The sequence below is a fragment of the Pseudomonas kitaguniensis genome (genome assembly GCF_049199985.1).
In the GTDB taxonomy this organism is placed as follows: Bacteria; Pseudomonadota; Gammaproteobacteria; order Pseudomonadales; family Pseudomonadaceae; genus Aquipseudomonas; species Aquipseudomonas kitaguniensis.
In genome coordinates this window covers 786,243-812,100 of sequence record NZ_JBLZPT010000001.1, presented here as the reverse complement: position 1 = coordinate 812,100, position 25,858 = coordinate 786,243, and the positions used below count along the sequence as shown (strand labels likewise).

At 60.0% G+C, this 25,858-nt stretch carries 21 protein-coding genes, 4 tRNA genes and 1 riboswitch; of the genes, 16 read left to right on the top strand and 9 right to left on the bottom strand.

The annotated features are described in order from the left end of the window. Window positions 1-108: 108 nt before the first annotated feature. The 4 genes from ACOZK9_RS03880 to ACOZK9_RS03865 form a co-directional block, all read right to left on the bottom strand. A complete protein-coding gene (locus ACOZK9_RS03880) occupies window positions 109-879 on the bottom strand; it encodes an ABC transporter ATP-binding protein (protein WP_421555312.1) in 771 nt (256 codons plus the stop codon). Continuing rightward, entirely contained in the window at window positions 876-1,880 is a 1,005-nt protein-coding gene (locus ACOZK9_RS03875; RefSeq protein ID WP_421555311.1) for a FecCD family ABC transporter permease, read from the bottom strand. Before ACOZK9_RS03875 ends, ACOZK9_RS03880 begins: the two co-directional genes overlap by 4 nt. Then, window positions 1,877-2,881 (bottom strand): ABC transporter substrate-binding protein, encoded by a 1,005-nt coding sequence (locus tag ACOZK9_RS03870; RefSeq protein ID WP_122250618.1) that lies wholly within the window; start codon window positions 2,879-2,881, stop codon window positions 1,877-1,879. The genes ACOZK9_RS03875 and ACOZK9_RS03870 overlap by 4 nt, the downstream gene beginning before the upstream one ends. Window positions 2,882-2,998: 117 nt before the next feature. Continuing rightward, window positions 2,999-3,192, bottom strand: a riboswitch (cobalamin riboswitch). Window positions 3,193-3,253: 61 nt separating this feature from the next. Then, on the bottom strand, window positions 3,254-4,204 hold the full coding sequence (locus ACOZK9_RS03865) for a DNA/RNA non-specific endonuclease (protein ID WP_058411871.1): 951 nt from the start codon (window positions 4,202-4,204) through the stop codon (window positions 3,254-3,256). Between the two features lie 137 nt (window positions 4,205-4,341). Here ACOZK9_RS03865 and ACOZK9_RS03860 point away from each other — a divergent pair, with 137 nt between their 5' ends. Beyond that, a complete protein-coding gene (locus tag ACOZK9_RS03860; protein WP_058411870.1) occupies window positions 4,342-5,403 on the top strand; it encodes a M4 family metallopeptidase in 1,062 nt (353 codons plus the stop codon). Window positions 5,404-5,431: 28 nt separating this feature from the next. Further along, window positions 5,432-5,737, top strand: coding sequence for a protealysin inhibitor emfourin (locus ACOZK9_RS03855; protein WP_058411869.1), 306 nt, complete (start codon window positions 5,432-5,434; stop codon window positions 5,735-5,737). A 24-nt stretch (window positions 5,738-5,761) separates the two neighbouring features. Here the strand turns inward: ACOZK9_RS03855 and ACOZK9_RS03850 are convergent, their stop codons facing one another. Further along, entirely contained in the window at window positions 5,762-7,153 is a 1,392-nt protein-coding gene (locus tag ACOZK9_RS03850; RefSeq protein ID WP_421555310.1) for an aldehyde dehydrogenase family protein, read from the bottom strand. Window positions 7,154-7,256: 103 nt separating this feature from the next. Here ACOZK9_RS03850 and ptrR point away from each other — a divergent pair, with 103 nt between their 5' ends. Continuing rightward, a complete protein-coding gene (gene ptrR / locus ACOZK9_RS03845; protein WP_058411867.1) occupies window positions 7,257-8,129 on the top strand; it encodes a putrescine utilization regulator PtrR in 873 nt (290 codons plus the stop codon). A gap of 19 nt (window positions 8,130-8,148) precedes the next feature. Here the strand turns inward: ptrR and ACOZK9_RS03840 are convergent, their stop codons facing one another. Next, window positions 8,149-8,358, bottom strand: a complete 210-nt coding sequence (locus ACOZK9_RS03840) for a hypothetical protein (protein WP_058411866.1) — start codon at window positions 8,356-8,358, stop codon at window positions 8,149-8,151. Between the two features lie 109 nt (window positions 8,359-8,467). Continuing rightward, on the bottom strand, window positions 8,468-9,664 hold the full coding sequence (locus ACOZK9_RS03835; RefSeq protein WP_058411865.1) for an amino acid aminotransferase: 1,197 nt from the start codon (window positions 9,662-9,664) through the stop codon (window positions 8,468-8,470). Window positions 9,665-10,009: 345 nt separating this feature from the next. Here ACOZK9_RS03835 and uvrB point away from each other — a divergent pair, with 345 nt between their 5' ends. The 12 genes from uvrB to ACOZK9_RS03775 all read left to right on the top strand — a co-directional run bounded on the left by uvrB (window position 10,010) and on the right by ACOZK9_RS03775 (window position 21,068). After that, window positions 10,010-12,025 carry an excinuclease ABC subunit UvrB gene (gene uvrB / locus ACOZK9_RS03830; protein ID WP_058411864.1) on the top strand — a complete coding sequence of 672 codons (2,016 nt, stop codon included), beginning with the start codon at window positions 10,010-10,012 and terminating at the stop codon, window positions 12,023-12,025. Between the two features lie 147 nt (window positions 12,026-12,172). Further along, window positions 12,173-13,654 (top strand): glutamate--tRNA ligase, encoded by a 1,482-nt coding sequence (gene gltX / locus ACOZK9_RS03825; RefSeq protein WP_099235907.1) that lies wholly within the window; start codon window positions 12,173-12,175, stop codon window positions 13,652-13,654. A gap of 147 nt (window positions 13,655-13,801) precedes the next feature. Beyond that, window positions 13,802-13,877 (top strand) — tRNA-Ala (locus ACOZK9_RS03820). Window positions 13,878-13,954: 77 nt separating this feature from the next. Then, window positions 13,955-14,030 (top strand) — tRNA-Glu (locus tag ACOZK9_RS03815). Window positions 14,031-14,080: 50 nt separating this feature from the next. Then, window positions 14,081-14,156 (top strand) — tRNA-Ala (locus tag ACOZK9_RS03810). 78 nt (window positions 14,157-14,234) lie between these two features. Beyond that, a tRNA-Glu gene (locus ACOZK9_RS03805) sits at window positions 14,235-14,310 on the top strand. Between the two features lie 179 nt (window positions 14,311-14,489). Next, window positions 14,490-15,029 (top strand): TetR/AcrR family transcriptional regulator, encoded by a 540-nt coding sequence (locus ACOZK9_RS03800; RefSeq protein WP_421555309.1) that lies wholly within the window; start codon window positions 14,490-14,492, stop codon window positions 15,027-15,029. Between the two features lie 105 nt (window positions 15,030-15,134). After that, complete coding sequence (locus ACOZK9_RS03795; RefSeq protein ID WP_421555308.1) at window positions 15,135-15,569, top strand: acyl-CoA thioesterase; 435 nt, start codon at window positions 15,135-15,137, stop codon at window positions 15,567-15,569. Window positions 15,570-15,624: 55 nt separating this feature from the next. Beyond that, window positions 15,625-16,599, top strand: coding sequence for a tRNA dihydrouridine synthase (locus tag ACOZK9_RS03790; RefSeq protein WP_421555307.1), 975 nt, complete (start codon window positions 15,625-15,627; stop codon window positions 16,597-16,599). 619 nt (window positions 16,600-17,218) lie between these two features. After that, complete coding sequence (locus tag ACOZK9_RS03785) at window positions 17,219-18,715, top strand: hypothetical protein (protein ID WP_421555306.1); 1,497 nt, start codon at window positions 17,219-17,221, stop codon at window positions 18,713-18,715. Window positions 18,716-18,998: 283 nt separating this feature from the next. Then, entirely contained in the window at window positions 18,999-19,769 is a 771-nt protein-coding gene (locus ACOZK9_RS03780) for a hypothetical protein (RefSeq protein WP_421555305.1), read from the top strand. Window positions 19,770-19,862: 93 nt separating this feature from the next. Continuing rightward, complete coding sequence (locus ACOZK9_RS03775; protein ID WP_421555304.1) at window positions 19,863-21,068, top strand: hypothetical protein; 1,206 nt, start codon at window positions 19,863-19,865, stop codon at window positions 21,066-21,068. Between the two features lie 12 nt (window positions 21,069-21,080). Here ACOZK9_RS03775 and ACOZK9_RS03770 read toward each other — a convergent pair whose 3' ends face one another. Continuing rightward, on the bottom strand, window positions 21,081-23,327 hold the full coding sequence (locus ACOZK9_RS03770) for a putative bifunctional diguanylate cyclase/phosphodiesterase (protein WP_421555303.1): 2,247 nt from the start codon (window positions 23,325-23,327) through the stop codon (window positions 21,081-21,083). Between the two features lie 66 nt (window positions 23,328-23,393). Further along, window positions 23,394-24,284, bottom strand: a complete 891-nt coding sequence (locus ACOZK9_RS03765; protein ID WP_058412152.1) for a LysR family transcriptional regulator — start codon at window positions 24,282-24,284, stop codon at window positions 23,394-23,396. A 147-nt stretch (window positions 24,285-24,431) separates the two neighbouring features. On the opposite strand from ACOZK9_RS03765, the gene leuC reads away from it, so the two are divergent. Continuing rightward, entirely contained in the window at window positions 24,432-25,850 is a 1,419-nt protein-coding gene (leuC, locus tag ACOZK9_RS03760; protein ID WP_058412151.1) for a 3-isopropylmalate dehydratase large subunit, read from the top strand. Window positions 25,851-25,858 lie beyond the last annotated feature (8 nt).

Here is a 25,858-nt window from a genome sequence, read left to right as displayed (position 1 = left end):
CGATTGCGGTGTGTCAGTTGAAAAATACTTACCTGACACACCGCAATCGCGAGCAAGCCCGCTCCCACAGTTGACCGTGTTCGGCTTTAAACGGGATTGTTTCATCAGCTAGTGGGGGCGCAGCCGCAAGATCAGCGCGCCGTCAAACGGGTCGCTCAGGTAATGCGCCTGCACCCCAAACGTGTCCAGCAACCGCTGCGGTGTCAGCACCTCCAGCGGCTTGCCGAGTGCCACCAGCCGGCCCTTGTCCAGCACGGCCAAGCGATCGCAGGTCAACGCTTGATTGAGGTCATGCAACGCAATCAAGGTGGTCACGGGCAAGGCGTGCACGCCTTTCAAAATCCCCAGTTGGTGCTGAATATCCAGGTGATTGGTCGGTTCATCCAGCAGCAAAATCTGCGGCCGTTGCGCCAGTGCGCGGGCAATGTGCACGCGTTGGCGTTCACCCCCGGAAAGGCTGTGCCAGGCACGGCTGCTCAAGTGCGTGGCGTCGACGTCATGCAGGGCTTGGCGCACGATGGCATCGTCAGCGCTGGACCACGGGCTGAGCGCCGACAGCCACGGTGTGCGGCCCAAGGCCACGGCGTCGAACACGCGGATGGCGTCGCAGGTGTCGGCTTGTTGCTCCACCACTGCGAGCGTTTGCGCAATTCCGCGGCGCGACAATGCACGCAGGCGCTGGCCGCCCAGTTGCACTTCGCCGGCCGCAGGCGTGCGCAAACCTGCGAGCAGTTTCAGCAAGGTGGATTTGCCGGAGCCGTTCGGGCCGACAATGCCCAAGGTTTCGCCGCGCTGAACCTCCAGGTGAATGTCACGCAGCAACGCGGTCTCACGCACCTTGAAGCCCAGCCCGTGGCAGCTCAGTACCGGCGCGCTCATCGGGCGTTTCTCCGGCCGATCAAAATCAGTGCAAACACTGGCGCGCCGACCAGCGCGGTGACCACGCCCACCGGAATCACCTGGCCTTTGACCAACGTGCGCGACAGCACATCGGCGGCAATCAAAAACAACGCGCCGCCCAAGGCGCTGGCCGGCAGCAATCGCGAATGCCCGGTGCCGAGCAGCAGTCGCGCGGCGTGCGGGATCACCAGGCCGACAAAGCCGATGGAGCCGACAATCGACACCATCACCGCCGTGACCAACGCCGCGCAGCCCACCAGCACAATTTGCACACGCCGCACCGGGATGCCCAGTGAAGCCGCCGAGTCTGTGCCGAAGGTAAACGCATCCAGCGCGCGACGGTGCAACAGGCAAACCGCCAAGCCCGCGACTGCCACCGGCACCGCCAGCCACACGGAAGGCCAGCGCACGCCGCTGAGGTTGCCGAGCAGCCAGAACATGATGCCGCGTGCCTGCTCGGAGCTGGCCGACTTGGTAATCAGGAACGCCGTAAGGGCGTTGAACAACTGCGAGCCGGCGATGCCCGCCAAAATTACCTGCCCGGTGGCGCTGGACGAACCGCTCACGCGCGCCAGCAAAATCACCAGTGCAAAGGCTGCCATGGCGCCAGCAAATGCACCGGCCGACAACGAAATCAAACCGCCGCCGATGCCGATCAACGCCACCAGTACCGCACCGGTCGAGGCGCCCGCACTGATGCCCAGCAAGTACGGATCGGCCAACGGGTTACGCAGCAACGATTGCAAAATCACCCCGCACGTGGCCAGCCCCGCGCCACAGGCTGCGGCCACCAGGGCGCGGGTCAGGCGGTAGTTCCACACCACGCCTTCGTCGATCGGGTCGAGCACGTAGCCCGCCGCCCACAGTTTGTTGGCGAGTACCTGCAACACCACTTGCGGTTCGATGTTGGTTTCGCCGATGGCTGCCCCGGCGAGTACGGCGATCAACAGCAGCGCCAGGGCGAGTAGGCTGCGTATCATTTGCGCAGGTCGTAGCCGTCGATGGCGCTGGCCAGTTGTTCAAGGCCATCAAAGGTGCGCACGCTGGCCTGTAATGCGAGGGCGTCGAGGACGATGATGCGGTTGTTTTTCACGGCGTCCATGTTGCGCGTGACCGGGTCGCTGCGCAGGAACGCGAGTTTCTTTTCATGGTCGTCAGCCGGGTAGCGGCGGCGATCCATGCGGGCGATGATCAGGAAGGTCGGGTTGGCCTTGGCGATGGTTTCCCAGCCGACGGCTGGCCACTCTTCGTCGGACTGCACCACGTTGTGCAGGCCCAGCGTTTGCAGCATGAACTCGGGAACGCCCTTGTGGCCGGCCACGTACGGGTCGCTGTTCAGCTCGGCGCTGGAGAACCACACCACTGCGCTGGCGTGTTTGAGGCCTTTGCTCTGCACGGTGGCGACCGCGTTGGCCAAGCGGGCCTTGAGCGCGTCAGTCAGTTGCTGGCCGCGCGCTTGTACGTCGAAGATTTCGGCCAGTTGGCTGATGCTCTTATAAACGGTGTCGATGCGGAACGGCGCCAGCCGCGTGCCGTCGGCGCCCACCAGGTTGTCCTTGGCTTCGCAGTCGGACGGCAGCAGGTAGGTCGGGATTTTCAGTTCGTGAAACTGCTCGCGGGTGCCAACCACGCCTTGCGGGCCAACCACCCATTCCAGCTCCGCGGCCACCAGTTGCGGGCGCTTGGCGATCACCGCTTCGAAGCTCGGCTCGTTGTCGGCCAAGCGTTCGATGCTGTCGTTCTGCGCCTTGAATGGCGGCGATACGCTGTTGAACCACAGCGAGGTGCCAACCACTTTATCGCCCACGCCCAGGGCGTAGAGCATTTCGGTAGCAGACTGGCCGATGGTCACACTGCGCGCGGGTGCGTGCTCGAAGGTCAAAGTGCTGCCGCAGTTCTGCAGCGTCAGCGGGTAGGTGGTGGCGTGGGCCAGGGCGCAGAAACCCATGCCGGTGATCAAGGCTGTGACGCGTAAAAGCATGGCGCAATCTCCGTGTGAACCGTAGGCGAAGCAGGGGAGGTACGGCTTGGAAATACGCCCTTGAAGGCTGCAGGTTTTGCAGGGCAAGGAGGTCCTTCCCGGACACCCCGCCGGTTAGTCTTTTTTGCTTGGCCGGCAGGTCTCCTGACTGATGCGTCGCGGCCTTGCTCACGCCTTCCCGGACGCGGTCCAGTGGCAGTTGGGAGCAGGCTCGGCATCTACAGTTGCGGGGGCAGTTCCGATTGGCGCGGTGTACCGCGCGTTGGATTCCCTGTTAGTCCCGTTTGGGAACCGGCGCGGTATGGTAGTCGATTGCGCGGGCGCGGGCGAACCTGATGTAAGGCATCGTGGATGCCTTACCGGTTGGCGCGGTTAAACACGAATATCCGCAGGGCCCTGGATAAGCGCTTCAATGCGTGTGCCGGTGGCGCGCTCCTCGTTGCTGAACCCGTCGTAGTCGGCCAGGTTGGCAAAACGGATACCGGTCAGTTGCTCTATCTGAATCACGCTGCGCTGGTAGGTTCTGAGCTGGCCAAATATCAGGTCAAGCTCACCCAGCTCGCGGCTTTGGTCAATCATGTAAGCGCTGGCGGATGGCTTGCCGTCGTCGCTGAGGTAGGCGACCACTTTCCAGAATGCTTTGGGAATTTTAACCCCACGGTACACGCGGTCGTCGTCGGCCAACACCGGCCCGGTAAACACCGTTGCGCGTGCTTTCCAGCGGCGGGTGTTGTCAAGAATGTAGTCCTCAAGTTCCAGCCAGGTCTTCTGGTTGAAGGCGCTCATCTGCGGCGAGCAGTTGGTGAAATGGAAGGTGTCGGCGTTGGCGGTTTTCGCCTCCTCGCCCCAATTGGGGTCTTGTCGGCGCACCAGGTGGCCGCGGTCCAGGCCATTGCTGGTGTAAAGCTCTTCGCCTATCTGGGCGGTGATGGGCAAACGGCCATCGTATGCCCAGACGTCATTGCTGCGAATAATATCGACCTGTTGGCCACCGTCGATATTGACGCCCACGTAAAGCGCCAGGCGCCGCGAACGCGACATCGTCACCGAGAAATGCGTGTAGTCCAGACGCTCGCCGCCGCCTTCCAGCGGCTGCACGTCCTCGGCGATTGAATCAGCCACCGTGGGCCACGGCACCGCAAAGCTGCCGAGAAAGTCTTGCGCATAACCGCGCCGGTTCTGCAGCTCTTTGGCAGGGGTGACACGTGGTTGGGACGCACGGGCCTCAAGGTTGGCGATTGCCGGGTTGGCCGCGATCAGCGGGCGCAGATCGGCGAGTCTGGGGCGGTGTAACAGGTCGACAGTGGCTTTACGGGCGGGCATCGGACGTTCCTCACGGGGCTCGAATCCACACAACTGCAACACAATTTGATGACATTAATGGGTACACATAACCCATCGGCCGACTACCCTGAAAGAACCACCCGAACAGTAGTCATTCGCAAAAATGGAGTCAGCCAATGTGTGTTCGCCACCCCCGCAACCCGGTTTTCTGCTTGATCCCGCCTTATATTCTTGAGCAAATCATGCGCAACGGTGACAAGGCTCAACGCGAAATTGCCTTGCGTACACGCGCCAAAGACAGCACGTTCCGATCATTACGCATGGCCGCGGTGCCGGCCAAAGGCCAGGCGCGCATGCTGCTGGCTGCAGGGGCGAGCAAACGGCGCTCGATCTACAGCGCCGACGGCAGCGAAGCACTGCCGGGCACCCTGATGCGCGGCGAAGGCCAGCCAGCCAAGGGTGACGCCGCGGTCGACGAGGCCTACGATGGGTTGGGCGCCACGTTCGATTTTTTTGACGAGGTGTTCGACCGCAATTCCATCGACGATGCCGGTATGGCGCTGGACGCTACCGTGCACTTTGGCAAGAATTACAACAACGCTTTCTGGAATTCGACCCAGATGGTTTTTGGTGATGGGGATGGGCAGTTATTCAACCGGTTCACCATCGCGCTCGAAGTGATCGGCCATGAGTTGACGCATGGCGTCACCGAGGATGAGGCCAAGCTGATGTATTTTAATCAGTCGGGCGCGTTGAACGAGTCCGTGTCGGACGTGTTCGGCTCACTGATCAAGCAATATGCGTTGAAGGAAAAAGCCCAGGACGCCGATTGGTTGGTCGGCAAAGGGCTGTTTACCCCAAAAATCAACGGCGTCGCGCTGCGCTCGATGAAGGCCCCCGGCACCGCGTTTGACGACAAGCTGTTGGGCAAGGACCCGCAGCCGGGGCATATGGATGATTTTGTGCACACCTACGACGACAATGGCGGCGTGCATATTAATTCCGGTATCCCCAACCATGCGTTCTATCAAGTCGCCACCAGGATTGGCGGTTTCGCCTGGGAGAAAGCCGGGCGTATCTGGTATGACACCTTGCGTGATTCGCGGCTGCGGCCGAACTCGGGTTTTTTGCGTTTTGCACGCATTACCCACGATATTGCCGGTCAACTTTACGGCGTGAACAAGGCGGAGCAGAAGGCGGTCAAGGAAGGCTGGGCGGCGGTTGGCATTAATGTCTGACACACCACGTGGGCAATGAGGTATAGCCATGCAAATTTCGATCAAGGAAAACGGCGGCCCGGCGTTTTTTCCGGGTTTGGCTAAACCTCGTACGGTGCGCCTGGACGCGCTGCCCGAGCCGGACCAGCAGGAATTGCGGCAACTGATCGAAGCCTCAAACTTCTTTCAGTTGCCGCAAAGCACAGCCCCGGACCGCTGCAAGCCAGGCCAGGTGCATTACACCCTGACCGTCACCGAAGGCGAGCGTGAACACACGGTGTGCATGGAAGCGCCGGTGAAATCGCAGGCACTGGACGGGCTGGTGCAGTGCGTGAGGCGGCACATTCGCAGCTGAGGCCGTGTCGCCACGGCGCCTGGCTTAGCTGCGGTCCAACCACACCGTTTGCGCGTTGCAGAATTCGCGCACACCAAAGTGCGACAGTTCACGCCCGAACCCGCTCTTTTTCACACCACCAAAGGCCACACGCGGGTCGGACACGCTGAAGGCGTTGACGAACACGCCGCCGGTTTCCAGCTGGTTGGCGATGTCGTGTGCCTTCGCCGAATCAGTGGTGAAGATGCTGGCGGTGAGGCCGAACTCGCTGTCGTTGGCCAGGGCCACCGCGTGGTCGGCGTCGCGGGCGGTGATGATCGAGGCCACCGGGCCAAACAGCTCCTGTTTGAACGAGGTCATTTGGTCGGTGACATTCGCCAGCACGGTCGGTGCATAGTAATTGCCGGCGCCGGGTACTTTGTCGCCGCCCAGCAGCAGGCTCGCGCCTTCTTCCAGGGTGGCCTGCACCTGGCCGTGCAACTCGTCGCGCAGGTCAAAGCGGGCCATGGGGCCGATGTAAGTGCGGGTGGCGGTCGGGTCGCCCATTACCAGCGCGCGGCTGGCTTCAAGGAATTTAGCAGTGAACGCTTCGACCACGCCGGCTTCGATGATCAGGCGTTTGGCGGCGGCGCAGACTTGGCCGCTGTTCTGGAAGCGGCCGATCACCGCGGCCTGCACGGCGGCGTCGAGGTCGGCGTCATTGAGTACGATAAACGGGTCGGAGCCGCCCAGTTCGAGCACGCATTTTTTCAACGCGGCACCCGCCTGCGAGCCGATGGCCATGCCGGCGCGCACGCTGCCGGTGAGGGTGACGGCGGCGATGCGTGGGTCGGCGATGGCGTTGGACACGCCGTCCTGGGTCACGTTGAGCACTTCGAACAGGCCTTCAGCGAAGCCGGCTTTTTGGAACGCTGCTTTCATCAGGTACGCGCTGCCCATCACGTTTGGTGCATGTTTGAGCACATAAGTATTGCCGGCGAGCAGGGTCGGCACGGCGCCGCGCAGCACTTGCCATACCGGAAAATTCCACGGCATTACGGCGAGTATCGGGCCTAGCGGGCGGTATTCGATGTGCGCGGTGCCGTTGTCCACCAGAGTCGGTTCCGGCGCAAGCATGGCCGGGCCGTGGGCGGCGTACCATTCGCTGAGGTGTGCGCATTTTTCGATTTCGGCACGCGCCTGAGCGATGGGCTTGCCCATTTCCAGGGTGATCATCTGCGCCATTTCTTCGGCTTGCTCACGCAGCGCACCGGCCAAGGCCAAGAGCAATTCGGCGCGCTGGCTGACCGGCTGGCGGCGCCAGGTGCGGAATGCGCCGGTGGCGCGGTTGAGGGTGGCGTCCAGTTGCGCCTCGGTTTCGTAGGGGTAGCTGCCGACGGTTTCGCCGTTGGCGGGGTTGATCGATAAGGCGTGGGTCTGCTGAGAAATAGCGTTCATGGCACCGTCCTGCTGAATGACTGGAATGGAGTCAGCCTACGGGGGTGCATGTTTTCTGGAAACTGAATAATATTAAGCAATACGTTCACGATTGGAGAATGACTTGGATCTGGTGCAGCTGGAAATCTTCAAGGCCGTTGCCGAGCAAGGCAGCATCAGCGCCGCCGCGCAGTTGATTCATCGCGTGCCGTCGAACCTGACCACGCGCATCAAGCAACTGGAGGAGGACTTGGGCGTGCAATTGTTTATCCGCGAGAAGAGCCGCCTGCGCCTGTCGCCAGCCGGGTGGAATTTCCTCGGCTATACGCGGCGTATTCTCGACCTGGTCCAAGAAGCCCGCGCGACAGTGGCGGGGGATGAGCCTCAGGGCGCATTCGCGTTGGGGTCACTGGAGAGCACGGCGGCGGTGCGAATTCCCGCGTTGCTCGCGGCTTACAACCAAAAACACACCAAGGTCGAGCTGGACCTGAGCACCGGGCCGTCGGGCACGATGATCGAAGGCGTGTTATCGGGGCGGCTGGCGGCGGCGTTCGTCGATGGCCCGGTGTTGCATGCGACGCTGGAAGGGGTGGCGGTGTTTGAAGAGGAAATGGTGGTGATCGCACCGCTGCATCACGCGCCCATTACCCGCGGCCAGGATGTGGCGGGGGAGAGCATTTACACCTTTCGTTCCAATTGCTCGTACCGGCATCACTTCGAGCGCTGGTTTTCACAGGACGGTGCGGTGCCGGGCAAAATCTGCGAGATGGAGTCTTACCACGGCATGCTCGCCTGCGTCAGCGCGGGCGCCGGTCTGGCGCTGATGCCGCGCAGCATGCTGGAAAGCATGCCGGGGTTTACCGCGGTAAGTGTGTGGCCGTTGGCCGACAATTTTCGCACGTTGCACACGTGGCTGATCTGGCGCCGGGGCACCGTGTCGCAGAGTTTGAACAGCTTTGTGAAGTTGCTTGAGGAACGGGGTCTGGAAACCCCATAAAACGCCTGTGGGCGTGTGTTCAGCCGCCGAACTGAAAGGTGCCCATTGCCAGCTTGGCCATTATCGCGGTCGCGCCCAATTGCACCAGCCACAAGGCCAATCCGCCGAGGAACACCCCGAGCGCCACTTGCAGCACCAGGCTTTTCTGGCGCTTGGGTTGCGGCGCGCGCGGGGTAAAGTCGTGCAGTTCGTCGCGGTCGGCACGCAGGTCCAGGTCGTCGTCTCTCATAGGGTTCTCACAGCAAAGGGGCAGTCGGGGGGGCAGTCTAACGGGTTGTTGTGGCCCACAACAAAAAAAGGGGAAGCCATTGGCTTCCCCTTCGTACAGCCTTGCAGGCTTACAGCACTTGAACAATCGCCTGGGTCACAGCGCCAATGTTCGACTGGTTCAGCGCCGCCACACAAATACGCCCGGTGTCGAGCGCGTAGATACCAAACTCGCTGCGCAAGCGCGTCACTTGCTCAACGCTCAGGCCGGAGTAGGAGAACATCCCGCGCTGGCGGCCGACGAAGCTGAAGTCGTGGCCCGGTGCGGCCTTGGCCAGTTCGGCGACCATCTGCTCACGCATGCCACGGATGCGCAGGCGCATTTCGGCCAGTTCGGCTTCCCACTGGGCGCGCAGCTCGGGGTTGTTCAACACCGCCGCCACGATCGCCGCACCGTGGGTGGGCGGGTTGGAGTAGTTGGTGCGGATCACACGCTTGACCTGCGACAGGATGCGCGCGCTTTCTTCTTTGGATTCGCTGACGATCGACAGCGCGCCCACGCGTTCGCCGTACAGCGAGAACGACTTGGAGAACGAGCTGGACACAAAGAAGGTCAGGCCCGATTCAGCGAACAGGCGCACGGCAGCGGCGTCTTCGTGGATGCCGTCGCCAAAGCCTTGATAGGCCATGTCGAGGAACGGCACCAGGTTCTTCGCCTTGACCACATTCAGCACGTCTTGCCAGTCGGCCGGGCTCAGGTCGACGCCGGTCGGGTTATGGCAGCAGGCGTGCAGCACCACGATGGACTGTGGCGGCAGGGCGTTGAGGTCTTCGAGCAGGCCGGCACGGTTGACGTCGTGGGTGGCAGCGTCGTAGTAGCGATAGTTCTGCACCGGGAAACCGGCGGTTTCGAACAGCGCGCGGTGGTTTTCCCAGCTCGGGTCGCTGATGGCCACCACGGCGTTCGGCAGCAGTTGCTTGAGGAAGTCGGCGCCGATTTTCAGCGCGCCGGTGCCGCCCACGGCTTGGGCAGTGATCACGCGGCCAGCGCTCAGCAGCGGCGAGTCAGCACCGAACAGCAGCGTTTGCACGGCTTGGTCGTAAGCCACGATGCCGTCGATCGGCAGGTAGCCACGGGCGGCGTGTTGCGCCACGCGAACGGCTTCCGCTTCGGCAACGGCACGCAAGAGTGGAATCTTCCCCTCTTCGTTGCAGTAAACGCCCACGCCAAGGTTGACCTTGGTGGTTCGTGTGTCGGCGTTGAATGCTTCGTTGAGGCCCAGGATTGGATCGCGTGGTGCCATTTCGACAGCGGAGAACAGGCTCATTTTTGCGGCAGCTCTATGGGGGAAGGGAGGGACGTGTCGCGCTCCAGCCGAATGCACTAGAGCGGTGCACAAACGGGGAGCTAGTATAGAGGCCCGCACCGCGCAGGGCGACCACCGAAACGGCTTTTAGGCCAAGTTTTTCGGTTTATTTGCCGACGGTTAGCCTCACTGCCACCTTGATCGTAGACGGCAAGTAGGACGATTGCCTTGAAACCCGTCACATTCGCCTCCACTTCTACAGCTATCATGGTTTTTTCCTGCAACCTGCGATGACTATTCGCGGGTCGCTGAGCTTTTTTCGTCCTCGGCGGTGTCCAGCCTGGGGTGACTTGAAAGAGGTACGTTATGTCGGATTTCCAGCTCGTCACCCGTTTTGAACCCGCCGGCGATCAACCCGAAGCCATTCGCCAGATGGTCGAAGGCATCGAAGCCGGCCTGGCGCATCAGACGCTGCTCGGGGTGACCGGGTCGGGCAAGACCTTCAGCATCGCCAACGTGATTGCGCAGATCAACCGCCCCACGCTGGTGCTGGCGCCGAACAAAACCCTGGCTGCGCAGCTTTACGGCGAGTTCAAGGCGTTCTTCCCGAACAACGCGGTGGAGTATTTCGTTTCTTATTACGACTACTACCAGCCCGAAGCCTATGTGCCGTCCTCCGATACCTTTATCGAGAAGGATGCGTCGATCAACGACCACATCGAGCAGATGCGGTTGTCGGCGACCAAGGCGTTGCTGGAGCGCAAAGACGCGATCATCGTGACCACGGTGTCGTGCATCTATGGCCTGGGCAGCCCGGAAACCTATTTGAAGATGGTGCTGCACGTCGACCGCGGCGACAAACTCGACCAGCGCGAACTGCTGCGCCGCCTGACCAGTTTGCAGTACACGCGCAACGACATGGACTTCGCCCGTGCGACCTTTCGTGTGCGCGGCGATGTGATCGACATCTACCCGGCGGAATCCGACCTGGAAGCGATCCGCATCGAGCTGTTTGACGATGAAGTCGAGAGCCTGTCGGCCTTCGACCCGTTGACCGGCGAAGTCATCCGCAAGCTGCCGCGCTTCACCTTCTATCCGAAAAGCCACTACGTGACCCCGCGTGAAACCCTGATGGGCGCCATCGAGGGCATCAAGGTCGAGTTGGCCGAACGCCTGGAATACCTGCGTTCCAATAACAAACTGGTAGAAGCCCAGCGCCTTGAGCAACGCACGCGCTTCGACCTGGAGATGATCCTCGAACTGGGTTACTGCAACGGCATCGAAAACTATTCGCGCTACCTCTCGGGCCGCGAGTCCGGGGCGCCTCCGCCGACGCTTTACGATTACCTGCCGCCAGACGCCTTGCTGGTGATCGACGAGTCGCACGTCAGCGTGCCGCAAGTCGGCGCGATGTATAAGGGCGACCGTTCGCGTAAAGAGACGCTGGTGGAGTACGGCTTTCGCCTGCCGTCGGCGCTGGACAACCGGCCGATGCGCTTTGACGAGTGGGAAGCCATCAGCCCGCAGACGATTTTTGTATCTGCCACGCCCGGCAACTATGAAGCCGAGCATGCCGGCCGTGTGATTGAGCAAGTGGTGCGGCCGACTGGCCTGGTAGACCCGCAAATCGAGATTCGCCCGGCGTTGACGCAGGTGGACGACTTGCTGTCGGAAATCCACAAGCGTGTGGCGCTCGAAGAGCGCGTGCTGGTCACCACGCTGACCAAGCGCATGTCCGAAGACTTGACCGACTACCTGGCCGACCACGGCGTGCGCGTGCGTTATTTGCACTCGGACATCGACACCGTGGAGCGCGTCGAGATTATCCGCGACCTGCGCCTCGGTACCTTTGACGTGTTGGTGGGGATCAACCTGCTGCGTGAAGGTTTGGACATGCCGGAAGTGTCGCTGGTGGCGATTCTGGATGCCGACAAGGAAGGCTTCCTGCGCTCCGAGCGTTCGCTGATCCAGACCATCGGCCGTGCGGCGCGTAACCTCAATGGTCGGGCGATTCTCTACGCCGACCGCATCACCGGCTCCATGGAGCGCGCGATTGGCGAGACCGATCGGCGGCGCGACAAGCAGATCGCGTTTAACCTGGCCAATGGCATTACCCCAAAGGGTGTGTTCAAGGACGTCGCCGACATCATGGAAGGCGCCACCGTGCCTGGCTCGCGCAGCAAGAAGCGCAAAGGCATGGCCAAGGCCGCCGAAGAGAGCGCCAAGTACGAAAACGAGCTGCGTTCGCCGAGTGAGATCACCAAGCGTATCCGCCAGTTGGAAGAGAAGATGTACCAACTGGCGCGCGATCTTGAGTTTGAGGCGGCGGCGCAAACGCGTGACGAGATCGGCAAGTTGCGTGAGCGCTTGTTGGCCGTTTGATCTGCGGTGACCGGGCTTGCCGTATCGCGAGCACGCCCGCTCCCACACTGTGACCGTGTTCACCCGCGCTGGAGCCTGACCACCTGGGGCTGTTACCATTCGCCCCTTGTTTGAATTTTCAGCTTTATCGCCCATTCGAGACCTGCCATGACCACCGTCCGCACGCGCATTGCGCCATCGCCTACTGGGGATCCCCACGTCGGTACTGCTTACATCGCCTTGTTCAACTACTGCTTTGCCAAGCAGCACGGCGGTGAATTCATCCTGCGGATCGAAGACACCGACCAGGTGCGTTCCACCCGTGAGTCGGAACAGCAGATCTTCGACGCCTTGCGCTGGTTGGGCATTACCTGGGCGGAAGGCCCGGACGTAGGCGGCCCGCATGGCCCGTATCGTCAAAGCGAACGCAGCGACATCTATAAGCAGTACACCCAGCAACTGGTCGACATGGGCCATGCGTTCCCGTGTTTCTGCACCAGCGAAGAGTTGGACCAGATGCGCGCCGAGCAACAGGCGCGTGGCGAAACCCCGCGTTACGATGGCCGCGCATTGCTGTTGTCGCCCGAAGAAGTGGCGCAGCGCCTGGCCGCCGGCGAACCGCATGTGATCCGCATGAAGGTGCCGAGCGAGGGCGTGTGCGTGGTGCCGGACATGCTGCGCGGTGACGTCGAGATCCCGTGGGACCGCATGGACATGCAAGTGCTGATGAAGACCGACGGTCTGCCGACGTACTTCCTGGCCAACGTGGTCGACGACCACCTGATGGGCATCACTCATGTACTGCGCGGCGAAGAATGGCTGCCATCGGCGCCAAAACTGATCCTGCTCTACGAGTACTTCGGCTGGGAACAGCCGCAACTGTGCTACATGCCACTGCTGCGTAACCCGGACAAGAGCAAGCTGTCCAAGCGCAAGAACCCGACTTCGGTGACCTTTTACGAGCGCATGGGCTTCATGCCCGAAGCGATGCTCAACTACCTGGGCCGCATGGGTTGGTCGATGCCGGACGAGCGCGAGAAGTTCTCGCTGCAGGAAATGGTCGACAACTTCGACTTGTCGCGCGTCTCCCTCGGCGGGCCGATCTTCGACATCGAGAAGCTGTCGTGGCTCAACGGCCAATGGCTGCGTGACCTGCCGGTGGAAGAATTCGCCAGCCGCGTGCAGCAGTGGGCGTTGAACCCCGAGTACATGATGAAGATTGCACCGCTGGTGCAGGGCAGGGTGGAGACGTTCAGCCAGGTCGCACCGTTGGCCAGCTTCTTCTTTGCCGGCGGCGTGAGCCCGGATGCCAAGCTGTTTGAATCGAAGAAACTCTCGGGCGATCAGGTTCGCCAGTTGATGCAGTTGATCTTGTGGAAGCTCGAAAGCCTGCGCCAGTGGGAGAAGGATGCGATCACCGCGACGATTCAGGCGGTGGTGGAGTCGCTGGAGCTGAAATTGCGCGATGCCATGCCGTTGATGTTTGCCGCGATCACCGGGCAGGCCAGTTCGGTGTCGGTACTTGATGCGATGGAAATTCTCGGCCCCGACCTGACGCGTTTCCGTCTGCGCCAAGCCCTTGATTTGCTTGGTGGTGTGTCGAAGAAAGAAAACAAGGAATGGGAAAAGCTGCTGGGCGCTATCGCTTAAGCAACGTGCTGTAACGATCAAACCCCGGTTTTCCGGGGTTTGATCGGTAAGTGATTGTTATCCCGGCAAAAAACTTTGAAAAATGTTGAAAATAAATTTGACAGCCTTCCAAAGCGCCATTAAGATTCGCCCCGTCCTCACCGATGAGGGGCTATAGCTCAGCTGGGAGAGCGCTTGCATGGCATGCAAGAGGTCAACGGTTCGATCCCGTTTAGCTCCACCAATTTGCACGTTCAAGGCCTGGCCACACCGGTTTTGAATTGATCAGATTTAATCTGGTCACGTTGTACAGAAGGTTTTGTCCCCTTCGTCTAGTGGCCTAGGACACCGCCCTTTCACGGCGGTAACAGGGGTTCGAGTCCCCTAGGGGACGCCATTTTCAACAAGCAGCTCGATAAGGCTGCTGCGCCGCGAGGCGAAAAATCCGGGGCTATAGCTCAGCTGGGAGAGCGCTTGCATGGCATGCAAGAGGTCAACGGTTCGATCCCGTTTAGCTCCACCAATTTACACGTTCAAGGGTTGGCCACACCGCCCTTGAATTGATCAGGCTCAGCTTGATCAGGTTGTATAGAAGGTTTGTGTCCCCTTCGTCTAGTGGCCTAGGACACCGCCCTTTCACGGCGGTAACAGGGGTTCGAGTCCCCTAGGGGACGCCACGATTACCCGCTCTGCGGGATTTTTAAGGGTCATTCAATTATTGAATGGCCCTTTTGTTTGTCTGGCGTTTGGCCAATCCTCTTTTCATTCCCCCAGCCTTTGATCAACGCTCATGCTTGTCGCTTGCAGAATATTATTATGGTAATAATATTCGACTCATGAGAGTCGGAGGCACGCGATGAACGATAAAAAAGCACACACCCGTGAGCGCATTCTGCAAGCCGCCAGCGCTGCGCTGGTTCAGCGCGGCCCGGCCGAACCCAGTGTGGGCGAAGTCATGGGCGCGGCAGGGCTGACGGTCGGTGGTTTTTACGCGCACTTTGAAAGCAAAGACGCGTTGATGCTGGAAGCCTTCACCGAGTTACTCGCGCGGCGTCGTGCGTTGATTGCCGACATGGACGCGCAACTCACCGGTGAGGAACGCCGCGGGCTGGTGGCGGCGTTTTACCTGTCACGCAAGCACCGCGACTCAACGGACCAGGCGTGCCCGATACCCGCCACCGTGGGTGAGATGAGCCGCCTGCCGGACGAATTTCGCCAGGCGCTCAACGAGCATACCGAGCTGATGGTCGTACAGTTGTCTGCCAGCCCCGAGGACGCCGATAAAGCCCTGGCTGATATGGCCTTGATGATTGGCGGGTTGGCGTTGGCGCGTGCCCTCGGGCCTGGCGAGTTGTCGGACCGCGTACTACGCGCAGCCAAATCGGCGGTGCGCTGAACAGGAGTCGCATGATGGGTGCATTCACCTGGCAGGCGCTGATTTACAGGCGCGGCAACCCGCCTGATACACTGCCCCGCCGACATTAATCGACTGGAGCAAGGCATGGGCTGGGATTTGGCAACGCCGTTTATCATCGACTTGCAGGTCGCCGCTGAAGACATCGACGGCCTGGGGCACGCCAATAATGCGGTGTATGTGACTTGGCTGGAGCGTTGCGCCTGGCGCCATTCCCAGTGCCTGGGGCTGGACCTTACCGAGTACCGCAGGCTTGACCGCGCCATGGCCGTGGTGCGCCACGAGATCGACTACCTGGCCGCCGGCTACGAGGGCGACGACCTGCAGCTTGCCACGTGGATTGTCGACTGGGACCAGCGCCTTAAAATGACCCGCCGTTTCCAGTTGATACGCCCCAGCGACGGCGCGACCCTGCTGCGCGCGCACACCACTTTTGTGTGCATCGAGCTGTCGACCGGCAAGCCCAAGCGCATGCCCGTTGAGTTTATCGATGGCTACGCCCCCGCGCTGACGGGGGGTTAACGTTTAAGGCGGGAAACCCAGTAAACTGCGCCACGATTTTTGTTGAGTGTTTTCCATGCAAATTGCTTTGGCGCCCATGGAGGGGTTGGTCGACAACATCCTGCGCGACGTGTTGACCCGCGTCGGCGGTATTGACTGGTGCGTGACCGAGTTCATCCGCGTCAACGAACGCCTGCTCACGCCCGCCTATTTTCACAAGCTTGCCCCGGAGCTGCTGCACGGTGCCCACACGGCGGCGGGCGTGCCGCTGCGCGTGCAGTTGCTTGGCTCGGACCCGGTATGCCTGGCGGAAAACGCCGCGCTGGCCTGCGAGCTGGGTTCGCAAGTGATCGACCTTAATTTCGGCTGCCCGGCCAAGACCGTCAACAAATCGCGTGGCGGTGCGGTATTGCTCAAGGAGCCTGAGCTGCTCAACCGGATTGTCGAACATGTGCGGCGTGCCGTTCCGGCGCATATACCGGTGACCGCCAAGATGCGCCTGGGTTTCGACAGCCCGGATGGCGCGCTGGTGTGCGCCACGGCCCTGGCCGAAGGCGGTGCTGCACATATCGTGGTGCATGCGCGCACCAAAACCGATGGTTACAAGCCGCCGGCCCACTGGGAGTGGATTCCGCGCGTGCAGGACGTGGTCAAGGTGCCGGTGTTTGCCAACGGTGATATTTGGAGTGTTGAAGACTGGCGGCGTTGCCGCGAAATCAGTGGTGTCGAAGACATCATGCTCGGTCGCGGCCTGGTGGCACGCCCTGACCTGGCGCGGCAGATTGCGGCCGCACGGGCGGGCGAGGCGGTGGTGGAAATGACGTGGGCGCAGCTGCAGCCGATGCTCCAGGAATTCTGGACCCAGTCGGTGGCCCAGCTCACTGAGCGTCAGGCACCGGGCCGCTTGAAGCAATGGCTGGCGATGTTGACCCGCAACTACCCCGAAGCGGTGGAGCTGTTTACCGCGATGCGCCGGGAAACCGACCTGCAGAACGTCAGCCGTTTGTTGCGCATGGCCCACCCAAGGCAAGCCATGGTTGCGCCACACTGATTCATCCGTTGTAACGCTTGGACGGCGTTCGAGGAGTGTGTCAGTGGGCCAGCTGTTTCAACAAAATGCTCGCTATCGAAAGATAGGGAGCATTTTGCGTTTTTGACGCGGGCATAGAGCAACACCGATGCCTGGAATAGAGCGCTCGTGGTAGGGCGATAAGACCTGACGGCTGGCAGTAGGTAACATGCGGAAAGACGTGTTTAGTTCCCTGCATTAATGGGTCGATATGTAAGGTTGGTTATTGTTTAAGCGAAGTTGGCTTTAAGCCGACAGTGTCAGATTGAAAGTGTCTCCAGTCGCGGGAATATCACACCCGGCCGTGGCTTCATTTGCTGAAGTATGACAGTGGGTTGCTGGATTAGCAGTTTATTAATAGTTGTGTCCAGTGCAGACGTTGCGCGGCCGCTCTATTAATGGGTTTCTCTAAAAAAACAGGGGGTAAAGTCTGAAGAATCTTATTGATGTCCTTATATGAGCAGGGATAACTGGAACTCGACAGCGCGAAGTTCCACGAATGTAGGGACTGTGAAGCCACTCGGTGGGTTTCCAGCGAATCACTATTATCCCTTGTCTGGCCAAGTTCATAAGGCAGGCAGTGCTTACTGAGGAATCACTAATGACGCTATCAATTAATACTCCGGCCTTTGTAAAGTTTGATACCGCACCGATGGCCACCCCGGCTGCACTTCCAGTGAAGACCTCAGGTTCAAATGTTCCGACGGCGAGCTCACAGGCTGCCCCCATTGCGCCGCGGCAAGATGCCCTGCAGGTGTCGCAGGGTAATGTAACGATTAGCGCTAGTTCGCTTTCCAAATTGTTTGACATGCTGGAGCAGATGTTTAAAACAATGCGAGAGATGTTTGCAGGTAAGGATATAACACCTGACGTATTGCCCGGTGCTGATAAAGTGCCGAAGTTGAAGGTCGACGGCGCGGACCAGCCGAAAGTTAAAGCCGATGTCGGCCTCTTGCCGAAGGTAAAAGTTGACGGCGCAGACCAATCGAAAGTTAAAGCGGATGTCGGTCTACTACCGAAGGTAAAGGTCGACGGTGCAGACCAATCGAAAGTTAAAGCGGATGTTGGTCTACTACCGAAGGTGAAGGTCGACGGTGCAGACCAGCCGAAGATTAAAGTCGATATCGATCTGTCACCGAAGGTTAAGGTCGATGGTGCGGACCAAACTAAGGTTAAACCGGATACAGGTCTGTTGCCGAAGATAATGCCGGATAAAGCTGACCCGCTGAAGGTCAAGCCGGATGCAGGTCTGTTGCCGAAGGTAATGCCGGATAAAGCTGACCCACTGAAGGTCAAGCCAGATGCGGGTCTGTTGCCGAAGGTGATGCCCGATAAAGCTGACCCGCTGATGGTCAAGCCGGATGCAGGTCTGTTGCCGAAGGTGATGCCGGATAAAGCTGACCCGCTGAAGGTCAAGCCGGATGCAGGTCTGTTGCCGAAGGTGATGCCCGATAAAGCCGACCCGCTGAAGGTCAAGCCGGATGCAGGTCTGTTGCCGAAGGTGATGCCGGATAAAGCTGACCCGCTGAAAGTAAAGCCGGATGCAGGTCTGTTGCCGAAGGTAATGCCGGATAAAGCTGACCCGCTGAAGGTGAAGCCGGATGCAGGTCTATTGCCTAAAGTGATGCCCGATAATGCTAATCAGCCGAAGGTTCAGCCGGATGCAAGTCCCCTCAGTGTCGTCACGCCGACGCCTTTATATCCGATGCCGCGGCCAGAAATAAATGTGACCAACGACTCAAATGCGCAGGTACACGTAGAAGTCAACATCAACCATTGCCCCTGCCCCGACACCGGTGTAATTCATGACAAAGCTGTACCACCACGGGTCACGATTACCCCGCGTGTCTTGCCGCACGTGCCACCTATTAATCGCAAGATTGATACCAGCGTATTGCCGAACACTGACCTGCAGCATGGGCCGATCCCCTTCCATGTAGCGCCTCATTTCAAGCATCCAGAAAATACTGTTCCAACGCCTGAGGTGAAGCCTGACCTTCCTCTGCCGTCCCCCGATTTGACCAGCCCTGCACCTGCTGAATACCAAACCAGCTTGAGGCGCCAGGGTTTCATCAACCGATCAAGGTCGGGCAATTGATTCGTTAATTCGCTTCTCAAACCCTTTGATAAAAACACTACCTTCCCGGGCATTCATGCTCGGGAGGTAGCTGTTCGTGGAGGTTGTGATGTCTTCTTGTCCGATTAATAACAGTGCACGCGTTATACCGGTGATTCCTGTCCAGCCATTGGAGAGTGTGAGGGCTGGCAACTACTCCGCCCCTCACAAAACAACAGCAGAAGTCACTTTTGTTCAGCACACCCCGACACTTCCCAGGCGTAGCTCGGTGAAAGCTGCGGGGGACGAAACAGGCGCAGTCAGTATGCTGATTGCATTGGTTAACTCGCTTTTTACGCAGATGATGACGCTGGTTTCGGATAAAAAAGACCAGACTCTTCCGCTCGTCCCTCCGCAACCAAAACCACAACCGAAAGTACAGCCGCAAGTGACGCCCGGTGTTTTACCGGAGCCGTTTAAGCCTGGCTCCAATGCAACCATTGCGGGCCTGTCGGACAAACGTAACGGCGCCAAGCCAGCCAATATTTGGAGCGGGTTCCGCCAGGGGCCTGACGGCAATTGCGTCACGGTCTCGGCGATAAAAGCGGCGATGCATAAATTTGGTCAAAGCCCGACCGACATCTACAAGGACGTAAAAAAGGACGGCACTGGCTACCGAGTCACCATGCGCGATGACGTGGTTGTCACCCTCAGTGACCGCGAGTTAGTTGATGGCGCGCGGGGTGCCAAGTTTGTCGGTCAGGACAAAGGCATGCTCAAGGATGCGCAGTTTCTGTTTGCGGTCAGCGCCAAGCGCGCGTACATGGAAAATAACGACCGTACGGCAGGCAAAAGTTTCAATGCGGCGGTCCGTAGCTTGAATGATGGCGAAGATGAGTCCGGCCCAGGGGAAGGATTCAAGCGCTTGGGGTTGCAAAAACACATGCGCACGGTGTCTGTCCGTGACCTCGCCAACGGCATGGTGGGTATGTGCAATCGCACCGGTCATTCGGTTGCGGTGATCAATGGGCATGAAGAGCTATGGGGCAGGGAAGGGCGCTCGCCGACACGCGGTAACGCTATCGCTTTGATTTAATCGCCGCGAATTTTAAAGGATAAACTGTGTATGAGTATCTCAATGGTCCGCAGCCCGTGGGCTGTCATGGCACTGCAACAGGCAGGGCCGGCATTGGAAGGCAAAGGCGAGAAACCCGTAGACATTGTTAATGGGTTTAACGTCCGCGAGCGTCGATTTGGCGAGGACTTTGACGGCAGCACCCACGCGGCTGTGATTAAAATGATGATGATGACCTTTGGCCAAAGCCCGGCGGATATGTTTGAGCAGATCCAGCCTTCCGGCGATGGTTATGAAATCACGATGAAAGATGAGTTCAAGGTTCACGTGTCGCATCAGGAGTTGCAACTGGCGGCTCGGGCTTCGACATTCGCGGGCGATGATCAGGGCTTGGTGGGGAGCGCCAACGTGGTCTTGGCTGCTTTCGTCAAGCGTCAGCAGAGCGTTAAAGGCCACGCCGATTTTGATACAGCGCTGGCCGAAAGCTTGCGCGGCGAGACCACCTTGAGATGCTTGAAGAGTATGGGTGTGTACGGCATGTCGCAGTCTGTGCCCGCCAGTGAATTAGTGGGGGCGGGTGAATTCGGTGTGCTGGAAACTCACAATGTGGGCAGTGCGCTGGTGCTGGATGGCGTCAGTCATAGCTACGGTAAACAGCGCAGGGTTGATCGTGGCTATGGGTACAAGCTGTTTAATGACCCGGCTGCGGCATGCCTGCGCTCGCCCTCCAGCCAAACGCCGCCGGTTCGGCCAATGGACATCTGGAGTGGCTTCTATCAAGGGCTTGAGGGCAACTGTGTCACGGTGTCGGCGATCAAGGCCGCGATGACGAAGTTCGGGCAAAACCCGGAGGGCGTCTACAAGCAAGTGACGGCCACTGCCGACGGTTACCACGTGATGATGAGGGATGGTTTTAGTCTGCACCTGACTCACGCCGAACTTCGTTTGGCTAAAGGCGCCTCCCACTTCTACGGCAGTGACCAAGGGTTGCTGGACAACGCCAACTTCCTGTTTGCGGTGAGCGCCAAGCGTGCACAAACGGAGAATAACGATTTTCGTGGCAGCGAGAGCTTTGAGGTCGCCATGGAAACCTTGAACGATGGCGAATACCCTGGCGAAGCCCTGCGCAGGCTGGGGTTGCATGCCTATGTACGTGATTCGGATGTCCATGAACTGTTAAACGGCGCAATCGGAACGGTGGCTGGCTTTGGCCATTCGATGGCGGTTATCGACGGCGTGTTGGACTACTACGGCGAAAAGTACGACCTGGCTGCATTGGAATGGACGAACAGCGGGTATCGTGTCCTCAAGCTGGTGTGATCACACACAGGCTTAGCCCAGCAACCGCCTGAACCCATCGATCGGTAATGGCCGGCTGTGCAAATAACCCTGGAACAAATGGCAGCCCAGCTTTTGCAGGAACGCCAGTTGCTCCGGGGTTTCCACGCCCTCGGCAATCACGTCCAGGTTCAGACTGCACGCCATGGCCACGATGGCGCGGATGATCTCCGCGTCGTTGGGGTCGTGGGTTGCGTCGCGCACAAACGATTGGTCGATCTTCAGCGCATCCACCGGCAGGCGCTTGAGGTAGGTCAGCGACGAGTAGCCTGTGCCGAAATCATCCATGGCAAAACTGACCCCGAGTTTTTTCAGTCGGCGCATCTTGGCCACGGTGTCGTCGAGGTCCTGGATCACGATGCCCTCGGTGATCTCAAGTTTCAGCAGGCTAAAGGGCAGCTTATGCCGTTTGAGGCTGCGCGCCACGCGCTCTACAAAGTCATTTTGGCGAAACTGTCGGGGGCTGATATTCACACACAAGCTGAAGTTCAGCGGGTCCACCAGCCCTTCGCCAATCAACTGCGCAAAAGCGCCACACGCCTCATCGAGAATCCAGGTGCCGATTTCCAGGATCAGGCCGCTGTCCTCCAGCACCTTGATAAACGTGGCCGGTGACTGCGCGCCCAGTTGCGGGTGCTGCCAGCGCACCAAGGCTTCGGCACCGACGATATGGTTGCCACGCGCATCCACTTGGGGTTGGTAATGCACGCTGAACTCGCCGCGGCCCAGTGCCAGGCGCAGGTCGGTCTCCATGCGCAGGCGCTCGCTGGCGGTTTTTTGCATGCTGTTGTGGAACATCTGCGTGGTGTTGCGCCCTGAGTCCTTGGCCCTATACAGGGCAATGTCGGCGCGCTTGAGCAGGTCAGCCGGTGTGGAGCCGTGATCGGGAATCAGCGCCACGCCAATACTCGGTGTGACGTGCAAGCGGTGACCATCAAGGAACATCGGTTCCGAGAGCAGCCAGCGCAGCGTGTCCGCCAGTTCCTGCACATGGGCGCTGACGTGCGTGCGGGTACCTTGCAGGCCGCTGAGCAGTACCACAAATTCATCACCGCCCAGGCGCGCCACCGTGTCTTCCATGCGCACGCTGGCTTCCAGGCGCGCGGTGACGATTTTCAGCACGGTGTCGCCCACCGGGTGGCCGAGCGAATCGTTGATGTGCTTGAAGTGGTCGAGGTCGAGGAACAGCAACGCGCCGCGTAAGTCATGGCGCTTTAGCAGGGCGATCTGCTGGCTCAGGCGGTCCATCAGCAACGCGCGATTGGGCAGGTTGGTCAGCGGGTCGTGATAAGCCAAGTGGCGAATCTGCGCCTGAGCGTTTTTCAGCAGGCTCACGTCCCGCGCGGTCATCAGCAGGCACGGCGTTTCATTCAAGGTGATCGGTTCGACTGAAACTTCCACGGCCAGAACCTCACCGCGCGTGTTGTGCCAGAGCATTTCCCGATGCTGAATGCGGCCCTTGATCTGCAGTTCGGACAACAGCGCGGCGCGCTGGTTTTCATCGGCCCAGATACCGATCTGGTAAAGCGTCAGGCCAATCGCTTCTTCGGCGCGATAGCCGGTCAGGCGGCAGAACCCATCGTTGACCTCCACGTAGCGGCCAGTGTCGCGCTCGGTGATGGAAATAGCGTCGGGGCTGGCCTGGAACACACTGGCAAATTTTTCTTCCGAGGCGCTGAGCCGCTGCTCGCGCTCGATCTGGTCGGTGATGCCCAGCAGGGTGCCGGCCATGCGCTGCGGTGCGCCGTGTTCATCCCGGTACAGGCGCGCGCGGCTGTCTTTGAGGGCGTGCTTGCGCTCGCGCTGATAAGTGGTTTCGCGGATCACACCCATCATGCGCGGCCGGCCTGCCTTGTCCGGCGCCAGGCTGCCACTGATCTCCAGCCAGTGATGCGTGCCGTCCGGCCAGAGGATGTGATGGTGCATGGTCTGCTCGACCGGTTCGCCCGCCACCATCGCATGAAACGCGCGCACAACCCGGTCGCGGTCCGACGGCGCCAACAGGTCCATGTAGTTGAGGTCGGTGGGTAAAGGCAGGTGCGGATCGAAGCCGAACAGCGCCTGTGTGCCCCGTGACCAGGTGACGCGTCCTGTGTCGATTTCCCAATACCAGGCGCCCAGTCGGGCAGCATCAAGGGCTGCCAGCAACTGCGGGGCGCTGTCCCAACTGTGTTCAGCGCCCTGGGGGTCAAGGGCATCAATGCGGGGCAGCGGTGGCGCGGAATCGACGGGGTTGCGCATTATCAACGGGCCTTCGCTCAATGGGCGTTCGGCGGGGGTGTATTCAGACCTTTAGGCCGCACAGCTTCACGCCGGTACCCCTGGCAGATCGACCTGTGCATCCAACAGGCTCATGAAGGCCCGCGCAGCATTCGATAGCGTCCTTTCGGTGTGCACTATATAGCCTAGCTGGCGACTGAGCTGTATGCCTGGCAAAGCGATGGTTGCCACGTGTTCATCCAGCATGGTGCGCGGCAATACGCTCCAGGCCAGGCCGATGGAAACCATCATCTTGATGGTTTCCAAATAGTTGGTGCTCATCGCGATGTTCGGCGTCAGGCCTTGGGCTTCGAATAACCGGCTGACAATATGGTGGGTAAACGTGTTGCCGCCGGGGAAAACCGCCGGGTGCCGGGCAACGTCCGCAAGCTTCACCGCCCCGTTGCTGGTCAAGCTGTGCTCCGGCGCCACCACAAAATCCAGCGGGTCATCCCACACCGGCGTCGCGCGTACAAGGTTGTGCGGAGTGGGGGCCAGCGTGATCACCGCCACTTCGGCGCGGCCATGCAGGATTTCTTCGTAGGCCACCTCCGAATCGAGGAACTGGATGTCCAGCGCCACGTTAGGGTATTCCCGGGTAAAGGTGCGCAGGATCGGCGGCAAGCGGTGCAGGCCAATATGGTGGCTGGTGGCCAGGGTCAGCCGACCGCTGACTTCACCCGTGAGGTTGGTCAGGGCGCGGCGGGTGTCCTCCAGTACGTTCAGAATCTGATAGGCGCGCGGCAGCAGCGCGCGCCCGGCCTCGGTCAAGCCGACTTCGCGGCCCAGTCGATCAAACAGGCGCACCTTGAGTTGCTGCTCCAGGCCGGCAATCCGTTTGCTGATCGCCGGCTGTGTCAGATACAGCCGTTCACCGGCGCCGGAGAAACTACCGGTCTCGGCGATGGCTATAAAGGCGTTGAGGTTGGCCAAGTCCATTGTGGTATTCCAGTTGGTAATCCAAAGCATAAAAAATATGAATTTGAGTTATTTAATGTAGCGCCATACCATCGGCCTCACAAGCCAAAGGGTTATTGAGCCGCTCAAGGCCCGGGGCATAGAAACACCGATGATGAGGACCAACCGATGGCCGGCAAAACGCTGTACGACAAGCTTTGGGATTCGCATGAAGTGAAACGGCGCGACGATGGTTCGTCGCTGATCTATATCGACCGTCACATCATCCATGAAGTGACCTCGCCTCAAGCGTTTGAAGGCCTGCGGCTGGCCGGGCGCAAGCCATGGCGTGTCGACTCGATCATCGCCACCCCGGACCACAACGTACCGACCACCCCGGAGCGCAAGGGCGGCATCGAAGCGATTGTCGACACAGTGTCGCGTTTGCAGGTGCAAACACTTGATGACTATTGCGACGAATACGGCATCACCGAATTCAAGATGAATGACGTACGCCAGGGCATCGTCCACGTGATCGGCCCGGAGCAGGGCGCCACCTTGCCCGGCATGACCGTGGTCTGCGGCGACTCCCACACCTCGACCCACGGCGCGTTCGGCGCGTTGGCGCACGGTATTGGCACCTCCGAGGTGGAACATGTGTTCGCCACGCAGTGCCTGGTCGCCAAGAAAATGAAGAACATGTTGGTGCGCGTCGAAGGCACCTTGCCGTTCGGCGTAACCGCCAAAGACATCGTGCTCGCGGTCATCGGCAAGATCGGTACGGCCGGCGGTAATGGCCATGCCATCGAGTTCGCTGGCAGCGCTATTCGCGACTTGTCCATCGAAGGCCGCATGACCATCTGCAACATGTCCATCGAAGCCGGTGCCCGTGTCGGCATGGTGGCGGCGGACGAAAAAACCGTTGAGTACGTCAAGGGCCGCCCATTCGCACCGGCAGGCGCAGACTGGGACGCAGCGGTTGAAGCCTGGAAAGACCTGGTGTCCGACGCCGATGCGGTGTTCGACACCGTGGTTGAACTCGACGCTACCCAGATCAAGCCACAAGTCAGCTGGGGCACCTCGCCGGAGATGGTCGTGGCGGTTGACCAGAACGTACCGGACCCGGCCAAGGAAGCCGACCTGGTCAAGCGCGGTTCCATCGAACGTGCCTTGAAATACATGGGTTTGAAAGCCAACCAGGCGATCACCGATATTCAGTTGGACCGTGTGTTCATCGGGTCCTGCACCAACTCGCGCATCGAAGACCTGCGTGCCGCCGCCGCGATCGCCAAGGGCCGCAAAGTCGCCTCGACCATCAAGCAAGCCATCGTGGTGCCAGGCTCGGGCCTGGTTAAAGCGCAGGCCGAAGCGGAAGGCCTGGACAAGATTTTCCTCGAAGCCGGTTTTGAATGGCGTGAGCCGGGTTGCTCCATGTGCCTTGCGATGAACCCGGACCGTTTGGAGTCGGGCGAGCATTGCGCGTCCACCTCCAACCGTAACTTCGAAGGGCGCCAGGGCAACGGCGGGCGTACCCACTTGGTCAGCCCGGCGATGGCCGCTGCGGCGGCCGTCAACGGTCGTTTCATCGACGTTCGCGAATTGATCTGAGGAAACCC